The following is a 22588-nucleotide window of genomic DNA, read 5'->3' on the forward strand; positions in this document are numbered from 1 at the left end:
CCCCACCGAGAAAGAGGAACACCCATGCGCACACGCACGCTGCGTCGCGCCGGCCTGATCGCCGTCGCCGCCGGTGTCGTCGCGACCCTGGCGGCCTGTTCGTCGGCGCCATCCGCGTCCGTCGGCAGCGGCGCCCAGACGCCGTCGGCCACCGCTGCCGGGTCGCGGATCGCCGTCTCGTACGACGGCGGCATCGTCGTTCTCGACGGCGAGAGCCTCGAGCCGGTCGCCGACTTCACCGCCGAGGAGTTCACCCGGCTCAACCCGTCCGGCGACGGGCGCCACGTGTTCGTCACGATGAGCGAGGGCTTCCAGGTGCTCGACACCGCGGCGGGAAGCCCGGACGATGCCGAGCTCACGGATCTGATCTTCGAGGCCGACGCCCCCGGCCACGTGGTCCGCCACGGCGGCAAGACGATCCTCTACGCCGATGGCACGAGCGACACGACGATCTTCGACACCGACGCGCTGCTCTCCTCCTCCGGCGAGCTGCCCGAGACCGAGACGATCCCGGGCGTGGAGGCCCATCACGGTGTCTCGGTCGCGCTCGAGGACGGCACCTTCCTCACCACGGTCGGCGACGCCGACGGACGCACCGGCATCTCGGCGAGCGACGAGTCCGGCGCGGTGATCGCCACGAGCGACGCCTGCCCCGGCGTGCACGGCGAAGGCACCGCGGCCGACGAGGCGGTCGTGTTCGGCTGCGAGAACGGCGCGCTGCTGTACCGCGACGGCGAGATCCTCAAGCTCGACGCCCCTGACCAGCCCTACGGCCGCATCGGCAACGCGTACGTGAGCGAGACGAGCCCGCTCGTCGTCGGCGATTACAGGAACGATCCGGATGCCGAGGGCTACCTCCTCGGTGCGGTCGCGGTCATCGACACCGAGGCCGGCACGCTCGAGGTGGTCGACCTTCCCGAGGGCGTCGAGTACACGTTCCGCGACATCGCGCGCGGGCCCGAGGATCTCGCCTACATCCTCGCGACCGACGGCTCCGTGCACGTCTTCGACCCGGCCGCCGGCGAGATCGTCGACGCGTTCCCCGTCATCGAGGCGTGGGAGGGTCCCGCCGAGTGGCAAAATCCGCACCCCGCGATCGTCGTCGAGGGCGACATCGCCTACGTGACCGAGCCCGCCTCCGACGAGATCCACGCCGTCGATCTCACGACGGGCGAGATCGAGGCGACGGCCACCCTCGACATCACGCCGAACGAGATCGCCGTGGCGGCCGGCTGAGTCGGCTGAGGCGCAGCGGGGGCGCGCCTGATGGTTCGTCCCCGCTCGCCGGTCGGCTCAACCCACACGGCGCGAGTCGGGAGCGGCGCGCCGCTCTTGCGAACACGACCAGCCGATAGCCTGAGGGGGAGACACCGGGAGGCTCGTGCGATGGCGCTACGACCCAGCCCTCTGGTCGCGTCGGTTCGCGACCTGGGCGTGCAGTTCAGTGACAACGACGTCGACATCACGGGGCAGGACGCGGTGACGTCGGTGATGCTGCCCGGAGACGACACCTTCTGGATCTTCGGCGACACCGTCGAGGGCCCGTTCGACACGATCCGGGGCTTCGAGCTGACCGAGGTGCTCTCGAACACGGGAGCGATCGTGCCGCTGCAGGATCTGTCCGACGGCGTGAAGACGTTCCGCTATCTCACCGAGCCGAGCGGCGAGCGAGCACGCCAGCTGATCGGCTTCATAGCCCCCGAGCACAAGTCGACCCAGCGGCTGTGGGCCATCCACGGGGTGCACACCGGCGGCAGCCTCTACCTGTACTACCACCGCATCACGATGGACCCGACACTCGACGTCTTCGAAACATTCACGCTCGACGGCATGGGCGTCGCCCGCGCGACCGGCCCGGACTACCGGTTCGATCGGCTTACCGCGCCAGACGGCAGTCATGAGTGGTGGAAGGGCGACGAGCCCGGGTTCGGTGTCTGGGTGCAGCCGCACGGGGAGCACCTGTATCTGTGGGGGTCGATCCAGCCGGAGTCGAAGTCGGCGGGTGACATGTACCTCGCGCGGGTGCGGCCCGAGCGGATCGAAGACCTGTCGGCGTTCGAGTACCTGGTGCAGGCACCGACCCTCGCCGAGCCCGATGCTCCGGTGCGATGGTCCGACACGTTCGCTCCGACGGCGTGCCTCTTCTCCGACGTCCCCAACGAGATGTCGTCGTCGTGGAATCCGTATCTCGGGTGCTTCATCTCCCTCACGACGTACCAGCGCGACAACATCCTGGTCATCCGCACCGCGCCCGAGCTCACCGGCCCGTGGAGCGAGCCCGAGGTCGTGTTCCGGCCCGAGCGAACCTCCGACGACGCCCTCTTCAACGCGGGCAAGGAGCATCCGGAGTTCGCGCGTGACGGCGGCAGGGTGACCTACATGACCTTCATCGACTCCACGGTGTACAAGCCTCACCTCATCGAGATCACGTTCGCGTGACCGGGTGAGGCTGGGTGCCCCGCCTCACCGATGCACGCACGCACGCTGGTCAGCCTGCCGCCAGCGCGAGAAGGGTGAGCGACGTGGTCATCGTGATGAGCCCGCCCGGCGCGATGCGGGTACCGGTGCCGCCACGGAGCAGCGGCGGCGTGCCACCCTCGCCCGGGATCACGTTCGCCGGCTCCACGGCGATCGCGTACAGGCGCCGGAACCACGGCCAGCCGCTGCCGGCATTCGCCTCGATCCACAACCACGCGTGCGGCAGGAGATTGCCGTCCCACTCGAGTCGGACGGCGACGCCCTTGGTCGGGCTGCAGAACGTCACCTCCGGCGTCTCGAACCCGGTGAGCGCGGCGAACAGCGACGCCCGGGAGCCGGGGCCGGGAAGACGGATGCTGCCGTGCACCGGTCCTGCCTCGAGCACATCGTCGGGTGCGCCGACGACATCCTTGCCGGCCAGACTGCCCGGGGCATCCGGGTCGGTCACGATCGTCGCCGCCGACGTGACGACATAGCTGCGGTCGTCGAGGAACGGCGCTCCGAAGGCAGGATGCTGCACGATCCGCGTCTCCACGGCGTCGGGTGAGAGGTTCTCGATGTCGTCGGTGATGGTCAGCGCGTTGCCGGCGACCGACACGCGACGGCGGAGCCGCAGCGGCGCGGTGAGCAGGTGCGTCTCGAGGTCGCAGGAATCTGCGTTCTGCGCCACGACGTCCCACGTCGCGAGGGACGCCTCGCCGTGGTAGCCATGGCGGGCTCCGTCGTGCGCGCGCTCGGGACCGGCATTGGGCACGAGCAACTGCCATCCACCGGGATAGCCGCGCAGCCACTCCGCCTGCGTGTCGGTCACCGACCCCGCCGCCGTCCCCACGCGTCGCGTGGGCGATTCCGCGAACAGCGGCGTGCCGGTGGCACGATCGACGACTTGGACGACGTCCGCCCCGCGCTCGGGCGTGACGATCGCGGTGAGCGCCTCGGATGTGAGGGAGATCGGCACGTCAGCCCCGGAACGCGGGGGTGGGAAGACCGACGGCGCCGAGTCCCTCGACCCGGAAGATCGAGCCGGCTCCGGCATCGGCAGCGGGGTCGAGCCGCGCCGCCGCGGACGTGACCCACAGCTCCTCCAGGCCGGGACCGACGAAGTTGCACGACGTGGTCTGCGGCGTCGGCAGTGCCACGCTGCGGACGAGGACGCCCTCGGGTGAGAACTCGTGAACGGCCGAGCCTCCGTAGGAGGCGACCCAGAGGTGCCCGCGGGCGTCGATGGCGAGCCCGTCGGGGAGCCCCTCGGGAACGTCGTCCGCGTCGACGAGCACCGACGCGTCGGAGGTGATCGCGCTGGACCCGGGATCGAAGCCGAAGCGCAGGATCCGCCGCGCCTGCGTCTCGACGAGGTAGAAGAGGCCGCCGTCCGGGCTCCACCCCATCCCGTTGGGGAGCGTCAGCCCGTCTCGCACGAGCGTCGGCTCCCAATTCTCGTCGAGTCGCCAGAGTCCGCCGCGGCCCTGTGCGAAGCCCATCTCGCAGCTCCCCGCCCAATAGCGGCCCGCCGGGTCGACCTTCGCATCGTTCATCCGGATCCCGTCGGGCAGGAGGTCCACCCGCCGGTCGACGACGCCGGCCGCGTCGAACCCGACGAACCCGCTCGCGACCGCGGCGATGGTGCCGCCATCCCGCCGAGGAGCCACGGCTCCCACCATCTCGGGGTACGTCACGGCGTCGGTGACGCCGGTGGCGAAGTCGGTGACCAGCATCTCTCCGCTGATGATGTCGACCCAGTGGACGGCGTTCCTGCGGGGATCCCAGATCGGGCCCTCTCCGCACTCAGCACGTCGCGACACGGCCAATGTCACGTGCACGGGCATGGCAGTCCTCCTCTCGTTCGGCGGGCGTCTCACTCGGCGGGCCGCACCCCGCCGGTCATGGCCTCGCTGCGGGGTGGCCGTAGGCGGATTGCTCCAGGCCCCTGATGTAGCCGATCGCGAAGAGCCGGCCGAGCGTCTCGTAGCCGGGTCGCCTGTTCTGCTCACCGGCCAGTGTCGGCACGTGGTCGGGGCGCATGGCACCCTCGAACCCGATCTCGAAGTAGGCCTCCATGCACGCCGGCATGTCGGTCTGGCCGGCGTCGTGGAAGGTCTCTTGGAAGTACTCCGGTGTCCCCTTCACGTCGCGGAAGTGCACGAAGGGGATGCTCTCGGTGCCGAACTCGCGGATGAGGTCGGGGATCGAGGTGGTTCCGGCGAGCACCTCGGGCATCAGGGCGAAGTTGCCCTGGCAGAACGTCATGCCGTTGCTGGGCGAGGGGTGCACCGACAGCAGCCGCCGGAACGACTCCACCGAGCTCATGATGCGCGGCAGATTGCGGTCGATCGGCTGCGGCGGATCGTCCGGATGCATCGCCAGGCGCACGCCGGCCTCCTCCGCGACGGGTACGACCGCGTCGAGGAAGTACTTCAGCGCGGCCCACATCTGCTCGTGCGTCACCTCGCCGGGTGGCACCAGCGGTTCGCGCGCCTGGGCGACGGCGCGGTCGTAGGCCGTGACGTACGCACCGCCGCGGTCGGCGAGGGCGATGTCCGTGCGTCCCCAGCTGGACAGCGCCATCCAGTTGTAGGCGAGCGTGGGCACGCCGAGCCGGCCCATCGCCGTGATCTGGGTGATCACGGCGTCGATCTGCTCATCGCGCCCGTCGAGCCCGAGTCGGGCCTTGTCGATCGGAGCGGTGTCTTCGAGCGCGACGAGGGTGAAGCCGTGGTCTTCGTACGTCTCGATGTCGCGCCTCAGCGCCGACTCGCTCCACGGCACGTCGTCACGATCGTCGGGTCTCCAGCCACCGGCTCCCACAGAGGCGAACATGCGCTGGTCCTGCTCGGCGCCGTTGAGGATGCCGACGACGTCGTCCACACCGACCTGGCGGATGAGCTGCCACGACGCCTCGGGGCGCGGAGGGAGGAACTCGCTGAGCCTGATCATCGCGCTTCCCCTGCTCCCGTCTCATCGGTCCGGCCGGACGTGGTGGCGGGGAGGGTCGCCGCAAGGCGCGCCAGGAGCCCGCCGTCGACGCGCAACTCGGACCCGGTGATGAAGCCGGCGGCGTCGCTGGCGAGGAACGAGGCGGCTTCGCCGATCTCCTCGGACCGGGCGACGCGTCCGAGGGCGTGCATCGTGCCCCATTCAGCGATGGTCCGCTCGACGCCCTCGGCGGTGCCGTCGGACCACTGCGCAGCCGAGGCGCGCAGCATCGGCGTGTCGACCGAACCCGGCGCGATCGCGTTGACCCGAACGCCGTGGGCCGCCTCGTCGACGGCCATGGCCCGGCAGAGTGCGTTCAGCGCGCCCTTGCTCGCGGTATACGCGACGACGCCCGTCTGCGTCGCAGTCGCCTGCACCGAGGAGACCACCGTGACCGTGCCTCGGGCCTCGCGGATGTGCGGCAGCGCTGCCCGCGCGGCGAGGAAGACACCCCGCACGTTCACGTCGAAGACCTCGTCCCAGGTCGAGATCGAGGTGTCGACTGCGTCGCCGTAGCGCTGTATCCCGGCAGCGGTGACGAGGTGGTCGAGCCGGCCGTAGGTCTCGATCGCTCGGGAGACGGCATCCGTGCACGTCCGCTCCACTTCGATCGGGCCGAAGCTGCCCACCGCCGACCCGCCCGCGTCGCGTACCATCGCCACCGTCTCGTCGACGAAGTCCTCGGTGAGTCCGTGGACGACCACGGCGGCTCCGCGCCGCGCCATCGTCAGCGCGACGCCGCGCCCGATCCCCTGCGAACCGCCGGTGACCAGCGCGACCTTGCCGTCGTGCACGCGTTCCGCACTGTCCATGAGCGTCCCTTCCGCATCATCGGGCGTCGCCGTCACGGCGATCCGACCGATCCGTTCGCCATCATCGGCCGCAGCACCTGCGCGGCGAACCGCTCGCCGATGAGGGCCTGCACGTCGGGCCCTGGATGCAGGTTGTCCGGCAGCGGCATCCGCTCGGCGTCCATCCCGTCGTACAAGGTCAGGCCGTCGACGTAGTGGAGGGTCGGATCCGTCTCGGATCGACGCCGGACGATATGGGCGAGCGCCGCGCGGATGGCGCACAGCGAGAGCTTTCCCGCCGCGACGTCCGATTCCGTCCCCCCGGCGATCGACCACTCGTAGGGCCGCGTCGGATCCTGCACGGTGGGACCCGCGGCGGCTTCGACCGGCTCGCAGTAGATCGGCGAGACGACGACGATCGGTGTCGACGGATGCCCCTCGCGGATCGTGTCGAGGAACCCGTCGACCGCGGGACGGAACGTGCGCATGCGCATCGCGTCGCCATTCACGAGGTTGATGCCGATCTTGAGGCTGATGAGGTCTGCCGGCTGATCACGGATGGTCCGAGCGGTGAAGGGATCGAGCATCGCGCTGCCCGAGAACGCCAGGTTCGTCAGCGCGACGCCGGCTGCGAGCGCGGCCACCACCGGCCACGTGCCGGTCGTGGAGTGCGCGCGGTACCCGTGGCTGATCGAGCTGCCGTGATGCACCCACCGGAACGTGTCGCGCTCCGTCGGCTGCGTGAAGGGCGCGTCCGCACGTACAGCGAGGATCTCGACGGCATCGGTGAACGGCAGCCAGAGTTCGTAGTCGGCCGCGGCGGCATCCAGGCCGGCGAAGCGCACGCGAGACGGCGGCCCCTCGACGACGCGGCCGGAGGGATCGTCGAAGCTGAAGAGGTACCTCGTGCCTGCCACAGCGTCCGCCTCGGCGACGACCGCGCCCGCCGTCGTCAACGCGTAGCGACTGGGTGGCAGGGCGGATGCCTCCCCCGGCGCCATGCGCCGCGCCGACACGTCGAGCTCGATGGTCGTCGCCGCGGTGCGGAACGCCAGCCTCACGCCGGCGCTCTCGGCAGAGGTCTGCGCCATGAACGCATCGGGAACCTGCAGACGCGCCCACGTCGGCAGCCGGTGCGGCGTGAGCCCTCGCGGCATCCGCTCGACCTCCACGGCGCCGCGCAGCACGAGGTCGTCCAGAGCGATATCGCGAAGAGCCGGGCCGGTCATGTGCGGTCGACCACCCGGCCGTCGGCATGCACGTCGACGAGCCGGTCCCCGACCCGGAGGCCGCGCAGCACCGCCGTCGGATCCAATTCGGCGACGCAGCCGTCGACGGCACCGAGGCCGTCGAGACCGGGGACGGCGCCGAACAGCGATTCGATCACGAGCGCGACGTACGCGCCCGCCGACGAGCAGGCCCAGTCGTTGATGTACGGCAGCTGCGGCGGCGCCTTGCGCGCTCCTCCGTTGACGAGCGGCTGCGCTTCCTCGACGAAGTGGGCCTGCGCAGGCGGGCCCTGGTTCGCCGAGCGGGCGAGACCCGGAAGCCAGTCGAGCGCGACTCTCGGCTCACCGAGCGCGACGAGCGAGCGCGCCGCATCCGCGGGCCAGGCGGTGTACGCGCCGTTCCACTGGTGGTCGGGTCGCACGCTGTAGGACGCATCGGGATCCCACGGCGAGAGCGCGCGCAGCCACTCCGGCGTCTGCAGCTCACGCTGGAAGAACGCCACCATCTCGGCCCTCGTGGCTGCGTCGAGGTCGCCCGCGATGGTGGTGCCGACGATGTTGAAGTCGTAGCAGTGCCGCACCGGCAGACGCGAGCCGTCGGGCTGGCGCGCGGCGAAGAAGCCCTCCCCGGGCAGGTACAGCGTGCGCACTTCGGCGACGAGCTCGTCCGCCTCGGCGCGCAGCTCGGCTGCGCCGGCGGCGTCGCCGCGCGCATCCAGCACCTCCGCCGTCACGCGCAGGTTCCACACGTTCGCCGCGTTGAAACTCGCGACCTCGTGCGTGTACGAGCTCACGCACTCGAGCAGGTTCTCGATCTCGCCGTAGTCGGCGAGCGGCGACGATCGGCGGAGGCCCTGCCACGCCTGGGCCCAGAACCGCAGATGGTCCAGGACGCTGCGACCATCCTCCTGCTTCTCGTCGAGGAAGCCGGAGTCACCCGTGAATCGCACGTAATCGCGCACGAGCCGGGTCATCGCGTAGTCGTTCACCGAGTACCACTGGCCGACCGGACCTCCGGTGAGCGACGAGGTGCCGAACAGCGTGTGCGTGTCGCTCGCGATCCAGTGGGCGAGCTGACGTCGCATCGCGGCGGGGTCGAGCAGGGCGTGTGTCACCGAGCTCAGGCTGAAGTCCCAGATGAAGGTCGTCGTGGCCCAGTAGTTCGGCATCAGCGTGTCGTAACTGCGGCCGAGCACGTTCCCGGCGTAGTCGCGCCGCATGTAGATGACGCCGAGGATCCCCCACCAGTAGAGGCGGCGCAGCGGCTCCGACGTCGTCTCGAGCACCGGCAGGTGGCCCGAGAACTCGCTGTTACCCGGCGTCACGGCGGCCTGCAGCTGCGCGTTCCAGTACTGCTCGGATGCCGCGACCGCCCCCTCCACGTCACCGGCGACGGCGTCGAACACGGCGATCGCCTCGTCACGGCTGGTGGCGACGGCGTTCACGTAGCCGAGGCGTGCCTCACCGCCGGCCGCCACATCCAGCACGACCGTCACGTCGCCGCCGCGGCCCATCCCGCCGACGCCCACGGAGAACTGCTCCGACGTGGGCGCCACCCCGCTGAGGCGTGCGATGGCGGGGACGTCGACGCCCTGCACGCTCCACGCCGTCGCTGCGGCGTCCACGAACAGCAGTCGCGCGCCGTCGACGGATGCCTCGTTCCTGGCGTCGGGCGACTCGGCGGCGTTCCACGCCTGGTCACCTGCGACCACGCGCGCTGCCAGCGAGAGCATGAACTCCACCGAGCGGTCGGAACCACCGGTGTTGCGCACCCGCACGTCGATCGCGACGGCCGTCGTGCCGGGAACCGTAACCGTCGTGGTCTCGAGCTCGAGGCCTGGAAGCTCCGCGCGGCGCACCACGCGGTCGGGCCGCCACTCGTGCGTCACGGGTGCGCCGTAGGACTTGAAGATCCGGCCGTCGACGAAGGCCACTGCCGTCGTCGCGAGCGCCTGCGACACCGGCGGGAACTGCACGGCGGTCAGCGACGTCAGGTCGTGGTCGATGCGCACCGTGCCGAGGTGATTGGTCAGCCCCGACGGCGCGATCATGTCGTCGTAGTGGTGGGTGATCGGGTCGGCGGCGAGGTCCGCGACGGTCGGGATGGGGGACGTGCGCGTCTGCAAGACGTAACTCCTAGTACTGGCCGAGCGCCAGGCCGCGGGCGAAGAACTTCTGGGTGAACAGGAACAGGATGACGGTCGGCAGCGAGACGAGCACTGCCGCCGCCAGGACTGTCGAGATCTGGGCGCCGCCGTACGTGCTCTGCATGCCGGCGAGCGTCGTCACGATCGGCCGGACGTCGTCGGACTGGGTGAGCGTGAGCCCGAGCAGCAGATCGTTCCAGATGAAGGTCGCCTGCAGGATGAAGATCGCCACGAGCGCGCTGGAGGCGATCGGCAGGTAGACCCGCGAGAAGATCCGCCAGGTGGTCGCGCCATCGAGCACCGCGGCCTCGAACACGCTGTGCGCGACGCCGGTGAAGAAGTTGCGCATCACGAACGCCGAGAACGGGATCGAGATCGCGGTGTACACGATGATCATGCCGACGTGGGTGTCGTACAGCCCGACACGGGAATACGCGTCGAACAGCGGGAGCAGGATCATCTGCAGCGGGAACACGGTGCCGCCGAAGATCACCACGAACCACAGGAAGCCTCGCTTGAGCCGGAGGGCGACGATCGCGAAGCCGGCGGCGGCGCCGACGAGCACCGCGACGATCGGCGACACGAACGCGTAGATCAGGGTGGCGACGATGCTGTCGCTGAGTCCCGAGAGCTGCATCGCCTCGGCGATGTTCGAGAACAGCGCGAACTCGCCGGAGGGGATCCATGCCTCTTTCGAGGTGAAGGTCAGCGGCGACTTGCTCGCATTGACCAGCAGCAGGTACACCGGCAGCAGCCAGAAGAGGCCCAGGACGACGAGTGCGGAAGTGCGGAGGATTCTCGACATGGTCACATCTCGTGCTTCTGGGAGAGCTGCTGGCGCAGGTAGAGGATCGATGCGATCAGCGTGACGACCGAGAGGAACACCGCGATCGCCGAGCCGAGCCCGTAGTCGCTGTTGACGAACGTCTCGCGGTACATCGTGAGCGCGAGCGTCTCGGACGCGCGGCCAGGGCCGCCCTTCGTCATCGACAGCACGATGTCGAAGGTCTTGAGACTCGCGACGATCGAGAGGCCGACCACGACCGCGGTGAGCGGGCGCAGCATCGGCCAGAGGATGCTTCCGAACAGACGGATGCCGGTGGCCCCGTCGACGCGGGCAGCCTCAAGCGGCTCCTTGGGGATCGACTGGAGGCCGATCGTGAACAGCAGCGCGTTCACGCCGACGCCCTGCCACGACGACGCGAGGATCATGACGACCGTGTTGAGGGGAGCGTCCACCAGCCAGCGCGGCGGGTCGGTGACGCCGAACACCGCGAGCGCCTGGTCGAGCGCGCCGTTGGCCGAGAGGATGAACGACCAGATGACGCCGACGCCGATGCCCGAGATCGCATACGGGAGGAGGAAGGGCAGTCGCAGCCAGACGCCTCCCGGCAGGTTCCACGTGAGCAGCGCCAGCATGAGGCCGACGCCGACCGGGATCAGCAGCGTGCCTGCCACCCACAGCAGGGTGTTCATCAGTGAACCGACGAACGCCGGGTCCTCGAACATCTCGACGTAGTTGTCGAAGCCGACCCACTCGGGGTCCCCGAGGCCGTTGTACTCGGTGAAGCTGAGGAACGTGGTCCACAGCAGGGGAAGGTAGAGAAGGACGGCGACCAGGAACACGCCCGGGGCGATGAAGCCCCGGGCGGATCCCTGGTACGCCGCCTTCCGGCCCCGGCGGGCCGGGCGGCGGGGGGTCTCATCGAGACCCCCCGCCGCCCGCTCCCGTGGGGTCGTCTGAGCGAGCGCCATGCGATTTACTCCTGGTCGGCCCAGTACTTGTCCGCCTCGGCCTGGATGGCCTCGAGGAACGGCATCGGGTCGCCCGGGTTGGCGTTGAATGCACCGAACTGCTCGAGCGCGACGGTGAGGATCGGCGTGGGCGTCGCCTCGAAGTAGCGGGTGAACAGGGTGTGGCTGCCGTCGGCCACCGTGGTGCCGAGCTCGGAGAGCATCGGGTCGTTGACGGTCGCCTTCGGGTTGAAGGCCACATCGCCGCGGGCGGCGTTCCAGGCGGTCTGGGCGTCAGGCGACATCCACCACTCGGAGTACGCCAGGCCGAGGTCCTTCTGCGTGGAGCTCTCCGCCACGCAGAGGGGACCGGACTCGACGGCCACGGGAGTGGTGCCGAGGTCGGCGTCCACCGCGGGGATGACGAACATGTCGTAGTCCTCGCCCGACACCATGCCGGCGCCGTCGAGCGAGCCGTTGAAGAACGAGCCGAAGTTGATCATCGCGAAGTCGCCCTGCTTGAGGCCGACCGCGGGGTCGACCGTGCTGCCGGCGTCGCTGAACCAGCCCTTCTCCTGCTGGTCAAGCCAGATGTTCATGATCTCGACGATCTCAGGGTCGGTGTACTTCACGTCACCGGTCGACAGGCCCTCGTAGAGGGCCGGGTCGGTGCCCGCGACGAGCTGCTGGAACCACTGGAACGTGAACAGGATGCTCGTCTGGTAGTAGGGCGTGATTCCGGCGTCCTTGAGCGTCGTCGCCGCGGCATCGAGCTCTTCCCACGTCGTGGGCTCTTCGATGCCCTGCTCCTCGAAGATGTTCTTGTTGTAGTACATGACCCAGTACGCGATGTTCATGGGCACGCAGTACTGCTTGTCGTCGAACGTGTACTCGCTGCGAAGGTCTTCCGTCGCCCAGCCCTCGTCGATCGCCTTCGTCCAAAGATCGGTCGTCTCGGCGACGAGGCCCTCGTCGACGAGCTGCTTGAGCGAGTCGCCGGTGTGCCAGGTGAACAGCCCGGGGCTCTTCTGGGTGCGGAACGACTGCTTGATGAATGCGTCGTACTGCGCGGCATCCGAATAGCCGGTCGTGTTGAGGGTGATGTCGACGGCCTCTTCGCTGGTGGCGTTCAACTCGTCGAAATCGGGCTCCCACGCCGCCTTGTCGGTGTAGAAATCGAGCGTGCCGGTCGTGGCTGCGGCGGAGTCATCGCCGCCTCCACCGCCCGAGCAGCCGGTCAGCAGCAGCGTGGCGGCGGTAAAGGCGGCGATGCCGGCTCCGGCCATGCGTCGTGACTTCACTGGAACTCCTTTGTCCTGGTTTGGTATCGTTACCAACCGCTCGCCCAAAGTACCAACTCGGATGAGCCGATGCAAGGCTGGGGCGGTCGGGTGCGGCAGGCGCCGCGAGGATTGCTGTTCAGTTATGTGTCCGTTCGCCGCTTCCGATTGCCTCTCGGCGGCGCGCGGGGCGGTCAGCTGTCGCTGGAGCGCGTTCCGCGGACGTAGGCCTTGACCGTCGCGAACCGCTCGCTCCGGGAGTTCGGCGACCGTCGGATGACGTACGGACCCACCGCAGCGGGGACGATGAACGTCTCGGCGTAGTGGATCGTGTACGGGGCGAAGGCGCCGGCGGGGCTCACGACCTCGACCTCGTCGCCCTCCACGAGGTTGAGCACGTTGACCGTGCCGTCGGTGTCGTGCGCGGCCTCGTTCTCGAACCAGTGGCGGCGTGTCTCGATGAACTCGAGCTCGTGCAGGCCGGTCCGCTCCTCGACGAGCCCAGGCTCGCGACGGATCTCCTCAACCTGGCCGACCAGGTTGCGCTTCACCCACTCGGTGTCGCGGTCCCACTGGATGTTCCGTTCGCCGTGGTCGATGTGGACCGGGCGCGGTACACCGTCCAGGCCCACCCGGCCCCAGTCCCAGAGCTTGAACGTGAAGATGAACGGCGTTGCCGAGATCTCGAGGACCATCGAGTTCTCGCCGGAGCAGTGCACGGTGCCGGCCGGGATGGCGAAGTGGTCGTGCTTGCGTGCCGGGAACACGTTGACGTACTTCTCGGCGTCGAACGAATGCTCCCCGTCCGTCGCCGCGCGCAGGTCGGCGATCATCGCCTCGGGGTCGATTCCGGTCTTCACGCCGAGGTAGACGACGGCGTCGTCGGCGGCATCGAGCATGTAGTAGCTCTCGTCCTGCGTGTACGCCATGCCGAACGTGTCGCGGATGTACTCCGTGAGCGGATGCACCTGCAGGGAGAGGTTGCCGCCGCCCATCGTGTCGAGGAAGTCGAAGCGGATCGGGAACTCGGCGCCGAAGCGGGCATAGGTGCGGGCGCCGAGTAGCTCGCGCGGACGGCTGAGGACGAGGTCCATCGCGGGGATCTCGACGACGCGGCCACCGGCCTCGAGCAGGAGCGAGTTCTCCTCGGGTACGCAGTCGAAGCACCACGCGTAGTTGTGCGCGGCCGGGTCGAGGTCGAGTGTGTTCTTCATCCACTGGCCACCCCAGACCCCAGGATCGAAGAAGGGGACGACGCGGAACGGGCGGGCGGTCGCGCCGGCGAGCGCGCCGCGGAAGTCCGCACCGCGCACCGCGCCGGCGGCGTCGGGCGCCGCATTGCCGTCGACGAGCAGGTCCACCCGGTCGAACAGGGTGCGCTTGTGCCGGTCGGCGGCGCGCCACTCGACGAAGAAGCCGCGCTTGTACTTGCGGAGCACATCGAGGTCACCGTTGTGCGCGCGCCAGTTGGAGGCGCCGGCGCGCATCCGCTGCTGAATCTCCCAGCGCGCCATGTCGACGAGCACCAGCGCGTCCGCGCGGCAGCGGGCCGCGAGGTCGGCGCCCCAGCCGACGAGCACCGTGGGCGCGCTGCGCTCGTCCACCCGCTGCTGCAGCGCGGCGAGGCGGTCGGCGTCGTAGAACTCGTCGACGGTGAAGTGGCTCATGACGCCGAAGACTCGGTCGTCGGTGAGGTTGCGCCCGATGAGCGCGTCGATGGCCGCGGGGTCGGCCGCCGCCGCCTCCTCGACGTCGATGACCTCCGCGTCGGGCAGTGCCGCGCGGATCCGTGCGGCGATCGCCGCGACGTCGCCGCCGGGATACACATCCACCGCGATGAGCGGATGACCCGTCGCAACGGAAGCGATGTCCATCGCGGCCTTCCACGCGTCGTCGCCGACGAGCACCTCGCTGCCAGCCGGCAGCGGCACCGTCGGCAGCTTCTCGTAGCTGCTCCGGTCGTCGAGCATGTAGTCCTCGAGCGGGACGCCCCGCGTCTCAACGGTCATGGCCGTCCTTTGCTTTCGTGTTCGCGTGCGAGTGCTGCCAGTCCGCGGAGGACCGAAGTGGAGGGGTTGTCGGGGGTGACGAAGGGGGGACGGAACGACGACGACCACAGGGCGGCGTGCACCCGGTCCCGGAGCGCAGGGAGGATGACGTCGCCGGAGCGCATGACGCCGCCGGTCACGACCACGACATCGGGGTCGAAGGCATGGCACTGGGTCACGACGACGGCGGCCCATGTGCGGATGTAGCGGTCGAGGATGGCGGCGGAATCCGCCTCGTCGCGGGTCTCGATGACATCGCGGATGCCGATCCCGCTGTGTTCGGCGCGACGGGCGGCGAGCGCGGGGCCGAGCGCGAGCTCCCCCGCAGCGGCCGCGGCATTCAGCACCCACGTGCTGGCCAGCGCCTCCGCGCAGCCGATGTTGCCGCACGGGCACCGCGGGCCGTCGAGATCGACGGTGACGTGGCCGCCGAGGATGGCGCCGTGACCGTGGCGACCCCGCACGATACGGCCGTCGAGGATCGCAGCGGTGCCGATCCCCGTGCCCAGCACGATGAGCACGGCGTCGCGCGCGCCGCGCGCGCTGCCGTCGGCGACCTCGCCGACGAGCGCGGCTCGGGCATCGTTCTCGACGACGGCGCGGCATCCGAACCGCTCCTCCGACCAGGCGGCGAGGTCGACGTCGTGCAGCGAGGCGTACTTGCCGTGAGCTGCCAGCAGGCTCGATGTGCGAGGATCGACCACGCCGGGAACGGCGATGCCGATCGCTGAGGGGGCCTCCCCACCGAGCAGTGCATCGATCCGTCCTGCGATGTCCTCGAGGCCGATCTGCCCGTCGACGGTGGCGAACTCGTCACCGGCCACGATGGCACCGGATTCGAAGACGCCGAGCTTGACGGCGGTGCCGCCGAGGTCGATTGCCAGCGTGCGCACTGCGGTCCTCCTCGACGTCGCGGGGTGAGCGATTGGTATCGTTACCATAGCGAGCGGTTCGATGCGAGGCAAGTCCGGGGCATCCGTCACTCGGTGGGAGCCGCCGGCGCGACGCGAACAGGCATCTCGACGATGCGCGCCGGTCCGTCATGGCGCGCGCCGCTGCCGAGGCGCGACAGGAGCAGCCGCGCCGCTTCTCGCCCGAGCTGGCGGGGATCGTGGCCGACGATCGTCACCGGCACCGGCATCAGCTCGGCGAGCTCGAAGTCGTCGAAGCTCACCAGCGCGGGCATCTCCCCCGTTGTCGCGCCGCTTCGCAGCCGCCGGCCGATCTCGCGGAGCGCGTCGATGCTGTTGCGGTTGTTCGCGCTGAAGATCGCCGTCGGCGGCTCGGCGAGATCGAGCAGGCGTCGGATCCCGCCGCCGGCCGGTCCGGCATCCTCGTGCTCGCGCAGCACGAGATCCGGGTCGGGGCGTATGCCGCGCTCCTCGAGGGCGCGCACATAGCCCTCGTATCGACGCGCCCCGGTGAAGGCCGAGCTGACGTAGCCGAGGTAGCCGATCCGGGTGTGACCCGCGTCGAGCAGCGCGAGCGTACCGCAGTACGCGCCGCCGACATCGTCCAGCAGCACGACGTCGACGTCGAGTCCGTAGATGCGTCGCGAGGCCAGGACGAGCGGAACGTCGCCGAGCCGCTCGGGCTGCAGATGATCCGAGGGACCCCCCGCCGGCACCAGTACGAGCCCTTCCACCTGACGGCCGAGGAAGTCCGCGACGAGCTGCCGCTCGCGCGCGGGGTCGCCACCGGTGTTGCCGAGCACGATGCGCCGGCCCGTCTCGGCCGCGACCTCCTCGACACCGAGCGCGAAGTTGCCGTAGTAGGGGTTGCCCAGATTGGTGATGGCGACGCCGATGAGACCGCTTGCCTGGCCGGGGCGGAGGATCCGCGCATTCTCGTTCCGGCGGTAGCCGAGCTCGCGGACCGAGGCGAGCACCCGCTCCTGCAGGTCGGGCCGCACATTCGCGCCGCCCGCGAGGGTGCGGGAGACCGTCATCGGGCTCACACCGGCGTGCCGGGCCACCTCTTTGACGGTCGGCGGCTTGCCGTGTGAGCCGACACCGACCATGTGCGTTCCTCTCGCCTCGTCGCCGGATTCACCGTATACCGCGCTCTGGATGCCATGGCGGGAAGTTCACCGAGGGGGCTGGTCCAGAGCGATGAGCCTTGCTACGCTCCCTGCTTGGTAACGTTAACAGGAACGGGATGCTCCCGCATCGCGTTCCCTGACCGGCAAAGGTGCCGGGGAGGGCATATCGACATGCTTCAGGCAACACGAGCCCGAGCGGGACGGATGGCTGCCGCCTCCGTGCTGGGCGCAGCAGGGCTCTTGGCGACATCCATTCCGCTTTCCGCAGCGGCAGCTCCTACGTGCGTGGACGTCACAGCGGCCGTCGACGAGCAGCTGCGGGACCGCTTCGGGCAGTACGGCGACACCGCCGGGCAGTGGACCGGCGCGGACTCCGCCTACAGCGTGGAGCTGCCTGACGGACGAACCGCATGGATCTACTCCGACACGTTCCTGGGGGAAGTGAACGAGACGCATGGGCGTCCCCTGGACTCCCCGTTCATCCACAACTCGATCAACGTGGACGACGGCGGCGAGATCACGACCTACACCGGCGGCACCCCGGAAGCCCCCGAGTCCCTCGTCAAGGTCGCCGGCGCCGATGAGGCCCGCGACTGGTACTGGTTCGGTGATGCGACCGTCCATGGTGACGAGCTGCAGGTGCTGCTCGTCGAGTTCGTGAAGACCGGTGACACGATGTGGGACTTCGCGTTCGCCGGCAACGGCGTGGCGACCTTCGATGCGTCGACCCTCGAGCTGACCTCGGTCGACGAGATCCAGACGGACGGCATCAACTGGGGCTCCGCGATCTACGAGAACACGGAGGACGGTTACACCTACGTCTACGGCGTGGAGGACCTTGGTGCTCAGAAGTTCGCCCACCTCGCGCGGGTGGCCGGCGGCGACCTCGCCGATGGTCAGTGGGAGTATCTCGGCGACGAGGGCTGGTCGACCGACCACGCCACCACGAAGCGGATCCTGGAAGGCGTCTCCAACGAGTTCAGCGTCAGCAGCTTCCAGGGCCGCTTCACCCTCGTCACCGGCGACGCGACCGAGATCCTCAGCTCGAAGATCGTGATGTACCGGAGCACCAGCCTGGAAGGTCCGTGGACCGGCAAGACGGTCCTCTACTCCACACCGGAGACAGGCGGGAACATCTTCACCTACAACGCCAAGGCGCACCCCGAACTCGGTGACGGTCACACGCTGCTGGTGACGTACAACGTGAACAGCTTCGACACGAACGACCTCTACACCGAGGTGGACAACTACCGGCCCCGCTACGTGACGGTCGACGCGAAGATCAGCAACAGCAGCCACTGCCGCTGACGCGCGCATGTCGAGGAGCCCTCACCGACCACGGTGGGGGCTCCTTCACGACGCGCCGGCGGCTACTTCCCCGGTCGCGTTGCCAGGTCGCGGAAGACGTCGAACGCCTCGTTCTTGACGCGCTCGAGCCCTTGGTCCGCGCCGCGCACGAGGTCGACGAGCCCGAACTCCCGGAACCAGTCGTCCGGCTTCTTCTGGTCGAACTGGTACAGCCAGTCGACCAGCGTGAAGAAGGGGAACCACGTGTAGCCCACGATGGCCTTCCCCTCGGCGCGCAGCGCCTCGACCTCGGCGGTCGACTCCCGCAGCCACGCGATCTTCTCCTCGGGGCTGCCCACGAGTGAGGTCTCTGTGACGGCGAGCGGGGCGTCGTAGCGCGACGAGTACAGCTCGATCAGCTCGCGCAGCCCGGCGACACCCGCCCGCACGGGGACGAACGTCCCCTCCTCCACACGTCCCTTGGTGAAGTGCGGGTAGTAGTTGACGCCGATCACGTCCGGCTGCACCGCGTTGTCGCGGAACCACTGCAGGTCGGCGTCGGTCACGCCGTGGCCGGCGAGCCATCCTCGAAGCGGCGATGTGTCATCGACCCGTCCCGTGATGAGGTCCAGCGCGAGGAACCGGCGCTGATCGAGGACCTCCCGCGGTTCGGGCGTCGTCTCGCCGTCGTAGAGGAAGCCCGCGTCGACGTGCACGAAAGTGGCGTCGGGGTGGACGGCGGCGATCTCCTGCTGCGTGCGCACCATGCCCCGCGCGAGCGCCATCAGCACCTTCACGAAACCGTCCTGTCCGCGCAGGTACGGAGGCCAGGCACCGTTCTGGCCGCACCATTCGGCGTTCACCGCGGGCTCGTTCAACGGCGTGTAGTCGGTCCACGTGTCGCGGTACCGCTCTGCGACGGCCCGCCCGTATGCCGCCACGCGCTCGGGGTACGACGCGTTGAGGAATGAGTTCTCGAGCCACAGCGGCGTGCCGTAGTGCATCAGGTCGACGATGCAGCGCAGCCCCAGTTCTCTCATCCTCCCGGCGACCTGGTCGATCCACGACCAGTCGAACTCGCCCGGTCGCGGCTCGACGAGGTACCAGGGGATCCCCCACCGCACGAACTCGGCACCGCTCTCGGCGACGAGATCGAGATCCTCACGCCACCGGGAGTAGTGCTGGGTGAGCTCGTACTCGTCGAGCTTGCGGTGGCCGACCGCTTCCTGCGGGATGAACGTGTCTTCGATGCCGACGCCGTAGCGAAGGCGGCCGTCGGCGAACCAGGAGACGTCGCTCACGCGGCATCCTTTCGTGTGAGGGGACAGGAACGAGGTCCGGCGGTCATTTGAGACCCGTGGTGGCGATGCCGGCGACGAAGCTCCGCTGGATCAGCAGGAAGAAGATGACCACCGGCAGCAGCGCGAGCAGCGAGCCCGCCATGAGCAGCCCGTACTCGACCACGTGCTGACCCATGAAGAGCGCAAGACCCGCGGGAAGCGTCGAGGTCTCCACCGACGACGACATCACGAGGGGCCACAGCAGGTCGTTCCAGTTGTACTGGAAGTGGAAGAGCCCGAGGGTCAGCAGAGCGGGGCGCGCCAGCGGCATGATGATGCCCCAGTAGATCCGCCACTCGGATGCCCCGTCCATACGCGCCGCCTCTTCGAGGTCCTTCGGCAGCGAGAGGAAGAACTGCGTGAGGAAGAAGATGCCGAAGGCGTTCGTCATGCGCGGGATGATGAGGCCCGGGAGCGTGTTCGTCAGGCCCATTCCGCTCAGCATGTCGTACAGCGGGATCAGCGTCACCTGGAACGGCAGCATGAGCAGCAGCAGGATGAGCACGAACACGATACCCCGGCCCTTGAAGGGGATCCGCGCGAGGGCATAGGCGGCCATCGAGTCGAACAGCAGCGAGATCAGCGTCACACCGCCGGCGAAGATGATCGTGTTCAGGTAGAGGCGCGCGAAGGGGATGCGCTCCCACACCTCGACGAAGTGATCCAGGGTGAGTTCGCGCGGCCACAGCGTGGGCGGATAGCTCACGATGTCGGCTTCCGGCTTGAACGCGGTGAAGACCATCCAGATGATCGGCAGGAGCACGACCAGGCCGGTGAGGATGGACGTGATCGCCAGCAGCCAGCGGCCGGTGCGGCCCCTCGTGTCACGAGGGCGGCGGCGAGGGGCCGACGGCGGCCGGGTCGCGGCATCCGTCGATCTCGTCAGAGTGGGTGCGGACATCAGTAGGTCACCTGCTTACGACGGAGGAAGCCGAACTGGATCATCGAGAGGACGAACACGAAGACCAGCAGCACGAACGAGATGGCGGAGGCGTAGCCGAAGCGGAGCTCTTGGAAGCCCTCGCGGTAGATGAGCATGACCAGCGTCTCGGTGCGGAAGAAGGGACCGCCGCGCGTCATCACCCAGATCTGATCGAAGGCCTGGAGCGTCGCGATCAACGCGAGCACCGAGACCAGGAGCGTCTGGTTCGACAGCAGCGGCAGGGTGATGCTGCGGAAACGCTGCCACGGTCCTGCTCCGTCCAGGCGCGCGGCCTCGTACATGTCGACCGGGATCGACTGGAGCCCCGCGAGGTAGATCACCATGTAGAAGCCCACGTTCTTCCAGACGCCGACGATCATCACGGCGGCCATGGCGTAGCGCGGGTCGGTCAGCCACCCCTGCTCAGGCGTGATGCCGATCAAGCTGAGCCAGTACGAGAGCAGGCCGATGTTGGGATCGAGCAGGAACGCCCACGCGATCGCGATGATCCCCAGCGACACGATGAACGGCAGGAAGATCGCGGTGCGCGCGAAGGCCCGCCCCGTGAAGCTCCGGTTGAGCATCAGCGCGAACAGCAGCGCGAGGACGACGGTGACCGGCGTGACGACGAGCGCGTACAGGACGGTGTTGCCGAACGCGTTCCAGAACGCCGGGTCCTGGAGCAGCTCGGCGTAGTTCGCGAGACCCACCCACTCGGCGGCGCGGATGAGGTTGTAGTCGGTGAGAGAGAGGTACACCGCCTGCGCCATCGGGTACAGCGTGAAGGCGAGGAGCACCAGCAGCGCGGGCGTGAGGAACAGCCACGCCGTCAGCGCGCGGCGGCCGTTCGCGCGCAGACCGCGGCGGCGAGGAGGAGCTGTCGTGCCGGGCGGCGCCGGCGCGATGGTCGTCGTCATGTGAGACCTTTCCGAGGAGCGGGCGGCGGACCGGGCCGCCGCCCGCCTCGTGTGGTTACTTGTCCAGTTCCGCCTGCACCTGGGTGGACGCCTCCGTGAAGATGTCCTGCACGGTGCCTTCGCCGTTGAGCGCCCGCTGCAGGGCCGGGGTGAAGACGGTCTCGAGGATCGGGCCGCCGGCGGCGATGCCGGGCATGAGCACGCGAGCGCTCTCGGCGACCTCGGGGGCCCCGAAGATCGCCGGGTAGGGGCTCTCGGTCACCTGGTCGGCGACGTCGGCGCGCGTGGGCGGGAAGCCCGAGCCGTTGGCCCACGTCGTCTGACCCTCCACCGAGTTCCAGTACGCGAAGAACTCGTACGCGGCCTCCTTCTTGGCGTCGCTGGTGTTCGACGGGAGCCCCATCGACACGACGTCGGCGAGCACGGCGTCCTCGGACGGCCCGGCGAACGGCTTGGCGAGTCCGTAGTTCAGCCCCGCTTCGTCGAAGCCGGTGGTCATCCACGGCCCGACGATCTCGATGGCCGCCTTGCCGGTCTGGAACAGCTTGTCGGCGTCGGCGCCGTTCAGGCCCACCGGAGCGGCCTTCTGCTCGCGGACCAGCGAGACCCAGAATTCGAGAGCCTCGATCGATTCGGGGTCGCCGAGCAGGGAGGTCGTGCCGTCCTCCGAGACGATGCCGCCACCCGTGCCCCACAGCAGCGAGGGGAAGATCGGGACGGTCTCGTGGTCGGCGAGGGCGATCGCGTACTGCTCGGGCTTGCCGTCGCCGTTCTCGTCGACCGTGAGCTGCGGAACCATCGCCGCGAACTCGTCCCACGTCGTCGGCGGCGCCTCGGGGTCGAGTCCCGCGGCCGAGAAGAGGTCCTTGTTGTAGAACATCATCATGGTCGCGTAGTTGACGGGGACGCCGTAGTTCTCGCCGTCGAACATGGATGCCTCGACCGCGGCCGTGGCCAGCGCATCGGTCTCGTGATCGGGGTCTTCGTAGTAGTCGTCCAGCGGCATGAAGAGACCTTCGTCCGCGAACTGCGGCATGCGCGTCGCCGACATCGCGACGATGTCGGGCCCGTCGTTGCCCGCGACCGAGGTGAGCACCTTCTGGTAGAGCGTGTCCCACGGCATGATGTTGGCCTTCACCTCGACCTCGTCCTGCGAGGCGTTGAAGTCGGCGATCACCTGCTCCAGCGCGGGGCCGTCCGGACCCGTGAAGCCGTTCCAGAAGTCGAGGACGATCTTGCCGTCGGCGTTCGTCTCGTCCTGGGCGCCTCCCGATCCCTGGCCCGCGCATCCCGCGAGGGCGACCGCGACGGCGCTGAGCGTGGCGATCGTCAGAGCGGCCTTGCGGTTTCGTCCGCGAGCACCCGCGGACCTGGTCTGCTGTGACTTCATCGATCAATCCC

19 protein-coding genes are annotated in these 22588 nt (G+C 69.0%); 3 read left to right on the forward strand and 16 right to left on the reverse strand.

The features are described 5' to 3' along the window. Window positions 1-24 precede the first annotated feature (24 nt). Both aztD and ACZBH1_RS02900 read left to right on the forward strand, forming a co-directional pair. On the forward strand, window positions 25-1236 hold the full coding sequence (aztD, locus tag ACZBH1_RS02895; protein WP_463645454.1) for a zinc metallochaperone AztD: 1212 nt from the start codon (window positions 25-27) through the stop codon (window positions 1234-1236). Window positions 1237-1386: 150 nt separating this feature from the next. Further along, the gene (locus ACZBH1_RS02900; protein ID WP_463645455.1) at window positions 1387-2439 is read left to right on the forward strand and encodes a DUF5005 domain-containing protein; all 1053 of its coding nucleotides are present in this window, start codon (window positions 1387-1389) and stop codon (window positions 2437-2439) included. Between the two features lie 49 nt (window positions 2440-2488). Here ACZBH1_RS02900 and ACZBH1_RS02905 read toward each other — a convergent pair whose 3' ends face one another. The 12 genes from ACZBH1_RS02905 to ACZBH1_RS02960 all read right to left on the reverse strand — a co-directional run bounded on the left by ACZBH1_RS02905 (window position 2489) and on the right by ACZBH1_RS02960 (window position 16700). Next, window positions 2489-3436 carry a DUF4432 family protein gene (locus ACZBH1_RS02905; protein WP_452325465.1) on the reverse strand — a complete coding sequence of 316 codons (948 nt, stop codon included), beginning with the start codon at window positions 3434-3436 and terminating at the stop codon, window positions 2489-2491. A 1-nt stretch (window position 3437) separates the two neighbouring features. Next, on the reverse strand, window positions 3438-4304 hold the full coding sequence (locus tag ACZBH1_RS02910; protein WP_452325466.1) for an SMP-30/gluconolactonase/LRE family protein: 867 nt from the start codon (window positions 4302-4304) through the stop codon (window positions 3438-3440). Window positions 4305-4359: 55 nt separating this feature from the next. Further along, window positions 4360-5412, reverse strand: coding sequence for a mannonate dehydratase (locus tag ACZBH1_RS02915; protein WP_463645456.1), 1053 nt, complete (start codon window positions 5410-5412; stop codon window positions 4360-4362). Beyond that, complete coding sequence (locus ACZBH1_RS02920; protein WP_463645457.1) at window positions 5409-6263, reverse strand: SDR family NAD(P)-dependent oxidoreductase; 855 nt, start codon at window positions 6261-6263, stop codon at window positions 5409-5411. Before ACZBH1_RS02920 ends, ACZBH1_RS02915 begins: the two co-directional genes overlap by 4 nt. Before the next feature lie 32 nt (window positions 6264-6295). After that, window positions 6296-7471, reverse strand: a complete 1176-nt coding sequence (locus ACZBH1_RS02925) for a GDSL-type esterase/lipase family protein (RefSeq protein WP_463645458.1) — start codon at window positions 7469-7471, stop codon at window positions 6296-6298. After that, on the reverse strand, window positions 7468-9597 hold the full coding sequence (locus ACZBH1_RS02930; RefSeq protein WP_463645459.1) for a glucosidase family protein: 2130 nt from the start codon (window positions 9595-9597) through the stop codon (window positions 7468-7470). The genes ACZBH1_RS02925 and ACZBH1_RS02930 overlap by 4 nt, the downstream gene beginning before the upstream one ends. 10 nt (window positions 9598-9607) lie before the next feature. Further along, window positions 9608-10423, reverse strand: a complete 816-nt coding sequence (locus tag ACZBH1_RS02935; RefSeq protein ID WP_452325471.1) for a carbohydrate ABC transporter permease — start codon at window positions 10421-10423, stop codon at window positions 9608-9610. A 2-nt stretch (window positions 10424-10425) separates the two neighbouring features. Next, the gene (locus tag ACZBH1_RS02940) at window positions 10426-11373 is read right to left on the reverse strand and encodes a carbohydrate ABC transporter permease (protein WP_463645460.1); all 948 of its coding nucleotides are present in this window, start codon (window positions 11371-11373) and stop codon (window positions 10426-10428) included. Between the two features lie 5 nt (window positions 11374-11378). Beyond that, window positions 11379-12653, reverse strand: a complete 1275-nt coding sequence (locus ACZBH1_RS02945; RefSeq protein WP_463645461.1) for an ABC transporter substrate-binding protein — start codon at window positions 12651-12653, stop codon at window positions 11379-11381. Between the two features lie 173 nt (window positions 12654-12826). Next, entirely contained in the window at window positions 12827-14641 is a 1815-nt protein-coding gene (locus ACZBH1_RS02950; protein WP_463645462.1) for a class I mannose-6-phosphate isomerase, read from the reverse strand. Next, window positions 14638-15573, reverse strand: a complete 936-nt coding sequence (locus tag ACZBH1_RS02955) for an ROK family protein (protein WP_463645463.1) — start codon at window positions 15571-15573, stop codon at window positions 14638-14640. The genes ACZBH1_RS02950 and ACZBH1_RS02955 overlap by 4 nt, the downstream gene beginning before the upstream one ends. A gap of 86 nt (window positions 15574-15659) precedes the next feature. Further along, window positions 15660-16700, reverse strand: a complete 1041-nt coding sequence (locus ACZBH1_RS02960; RefSeq protein WP_452324169.1) for a LacI family DNA-binding transcriptional regulator — start codon at window positions 16698-16700, stop codon at window positions 15660-15662. A gap of 306 nt (window positions 16701-17006) precedes the next feature. On the opposite strand from ACZBH1_RS02960, the gene ACZBH1_RS02965 reads away from it, so the two are divergent. Next, window positions 17007-18029 (forward strand): DUF5005 domain-containing protein, encoded by a 1023-nt coding sequence (locus ACZBH1_RS02965; RefSeq protein ID WP_463645464.1) that lies wholly within the window; start codon window positions 17007-17009, stop codon window positions 18027-18029. Window positions 18030-18091: 62 nt separating this feature from the next. Here ACZBH1_RS02965 and ACZBH1_RS02970 read toward each other — a convergent pair whose 3' ends face one another. From ACZBH1_RS02970 to ACZBH1_RS02985, 4 genes are read right to left on the reverse strand one after another with little or no spacing between them, the layout of a single operon-like run. Beyond that, a complete protein-coding gene (locus ACZBH1_RS02970; RefSeq protein ID WP_452324167.1) occupies window positions 18092-19309 on the reverse strand; it encodes a family 1 glycosylhydrolase in 1218 nt (405 codons plus the stop codon). A 43-nt stretch (window positions 19310-19352) separates the two neighbouring features. Then, window positions 19353-20249 (reverse strand): carbohydrate ABC transporter permease, encoded by an 897-nt coding sequence (locus ACZBH1_RS02975; RefSeq protein WP_452324166.1) that lies wholly within the window; start codon window positions 20247-20249, stop codon window positions 19353-19355. Further along, entirely contained in the window at window positions 20249-21187 is a 939-nt protein-coding gene (locus ACZBH1_RS02980) for a carbohydrate ABC transporter permease (RefSeq protein WP_452324165.1), read from the reverse strand. Before ACZBH1_RS02980 ends, ACZBH1_RS02975 begins: the two co-directional genes overlap by 1 nt. A 55-nt stretch (window positions 21188-21242) precedes the next feature. After that, window positions 21243-22577, reverse strand: a complete 1335-nt coding sequence (locus ACZBH1_RS02985) for an ABC transporter substrate-binding protein (RefSeq protein ID WP_452324164.1) — start codon at window positions 22575-22577, stop codon at window positions 21243-21245. Between the last annotated feature and the right edge of the window lie 11 nt (window positions 22578-22588).

This window comes from Microbacterium sp. ZXT2-5 (assembly GCF_055329545.1).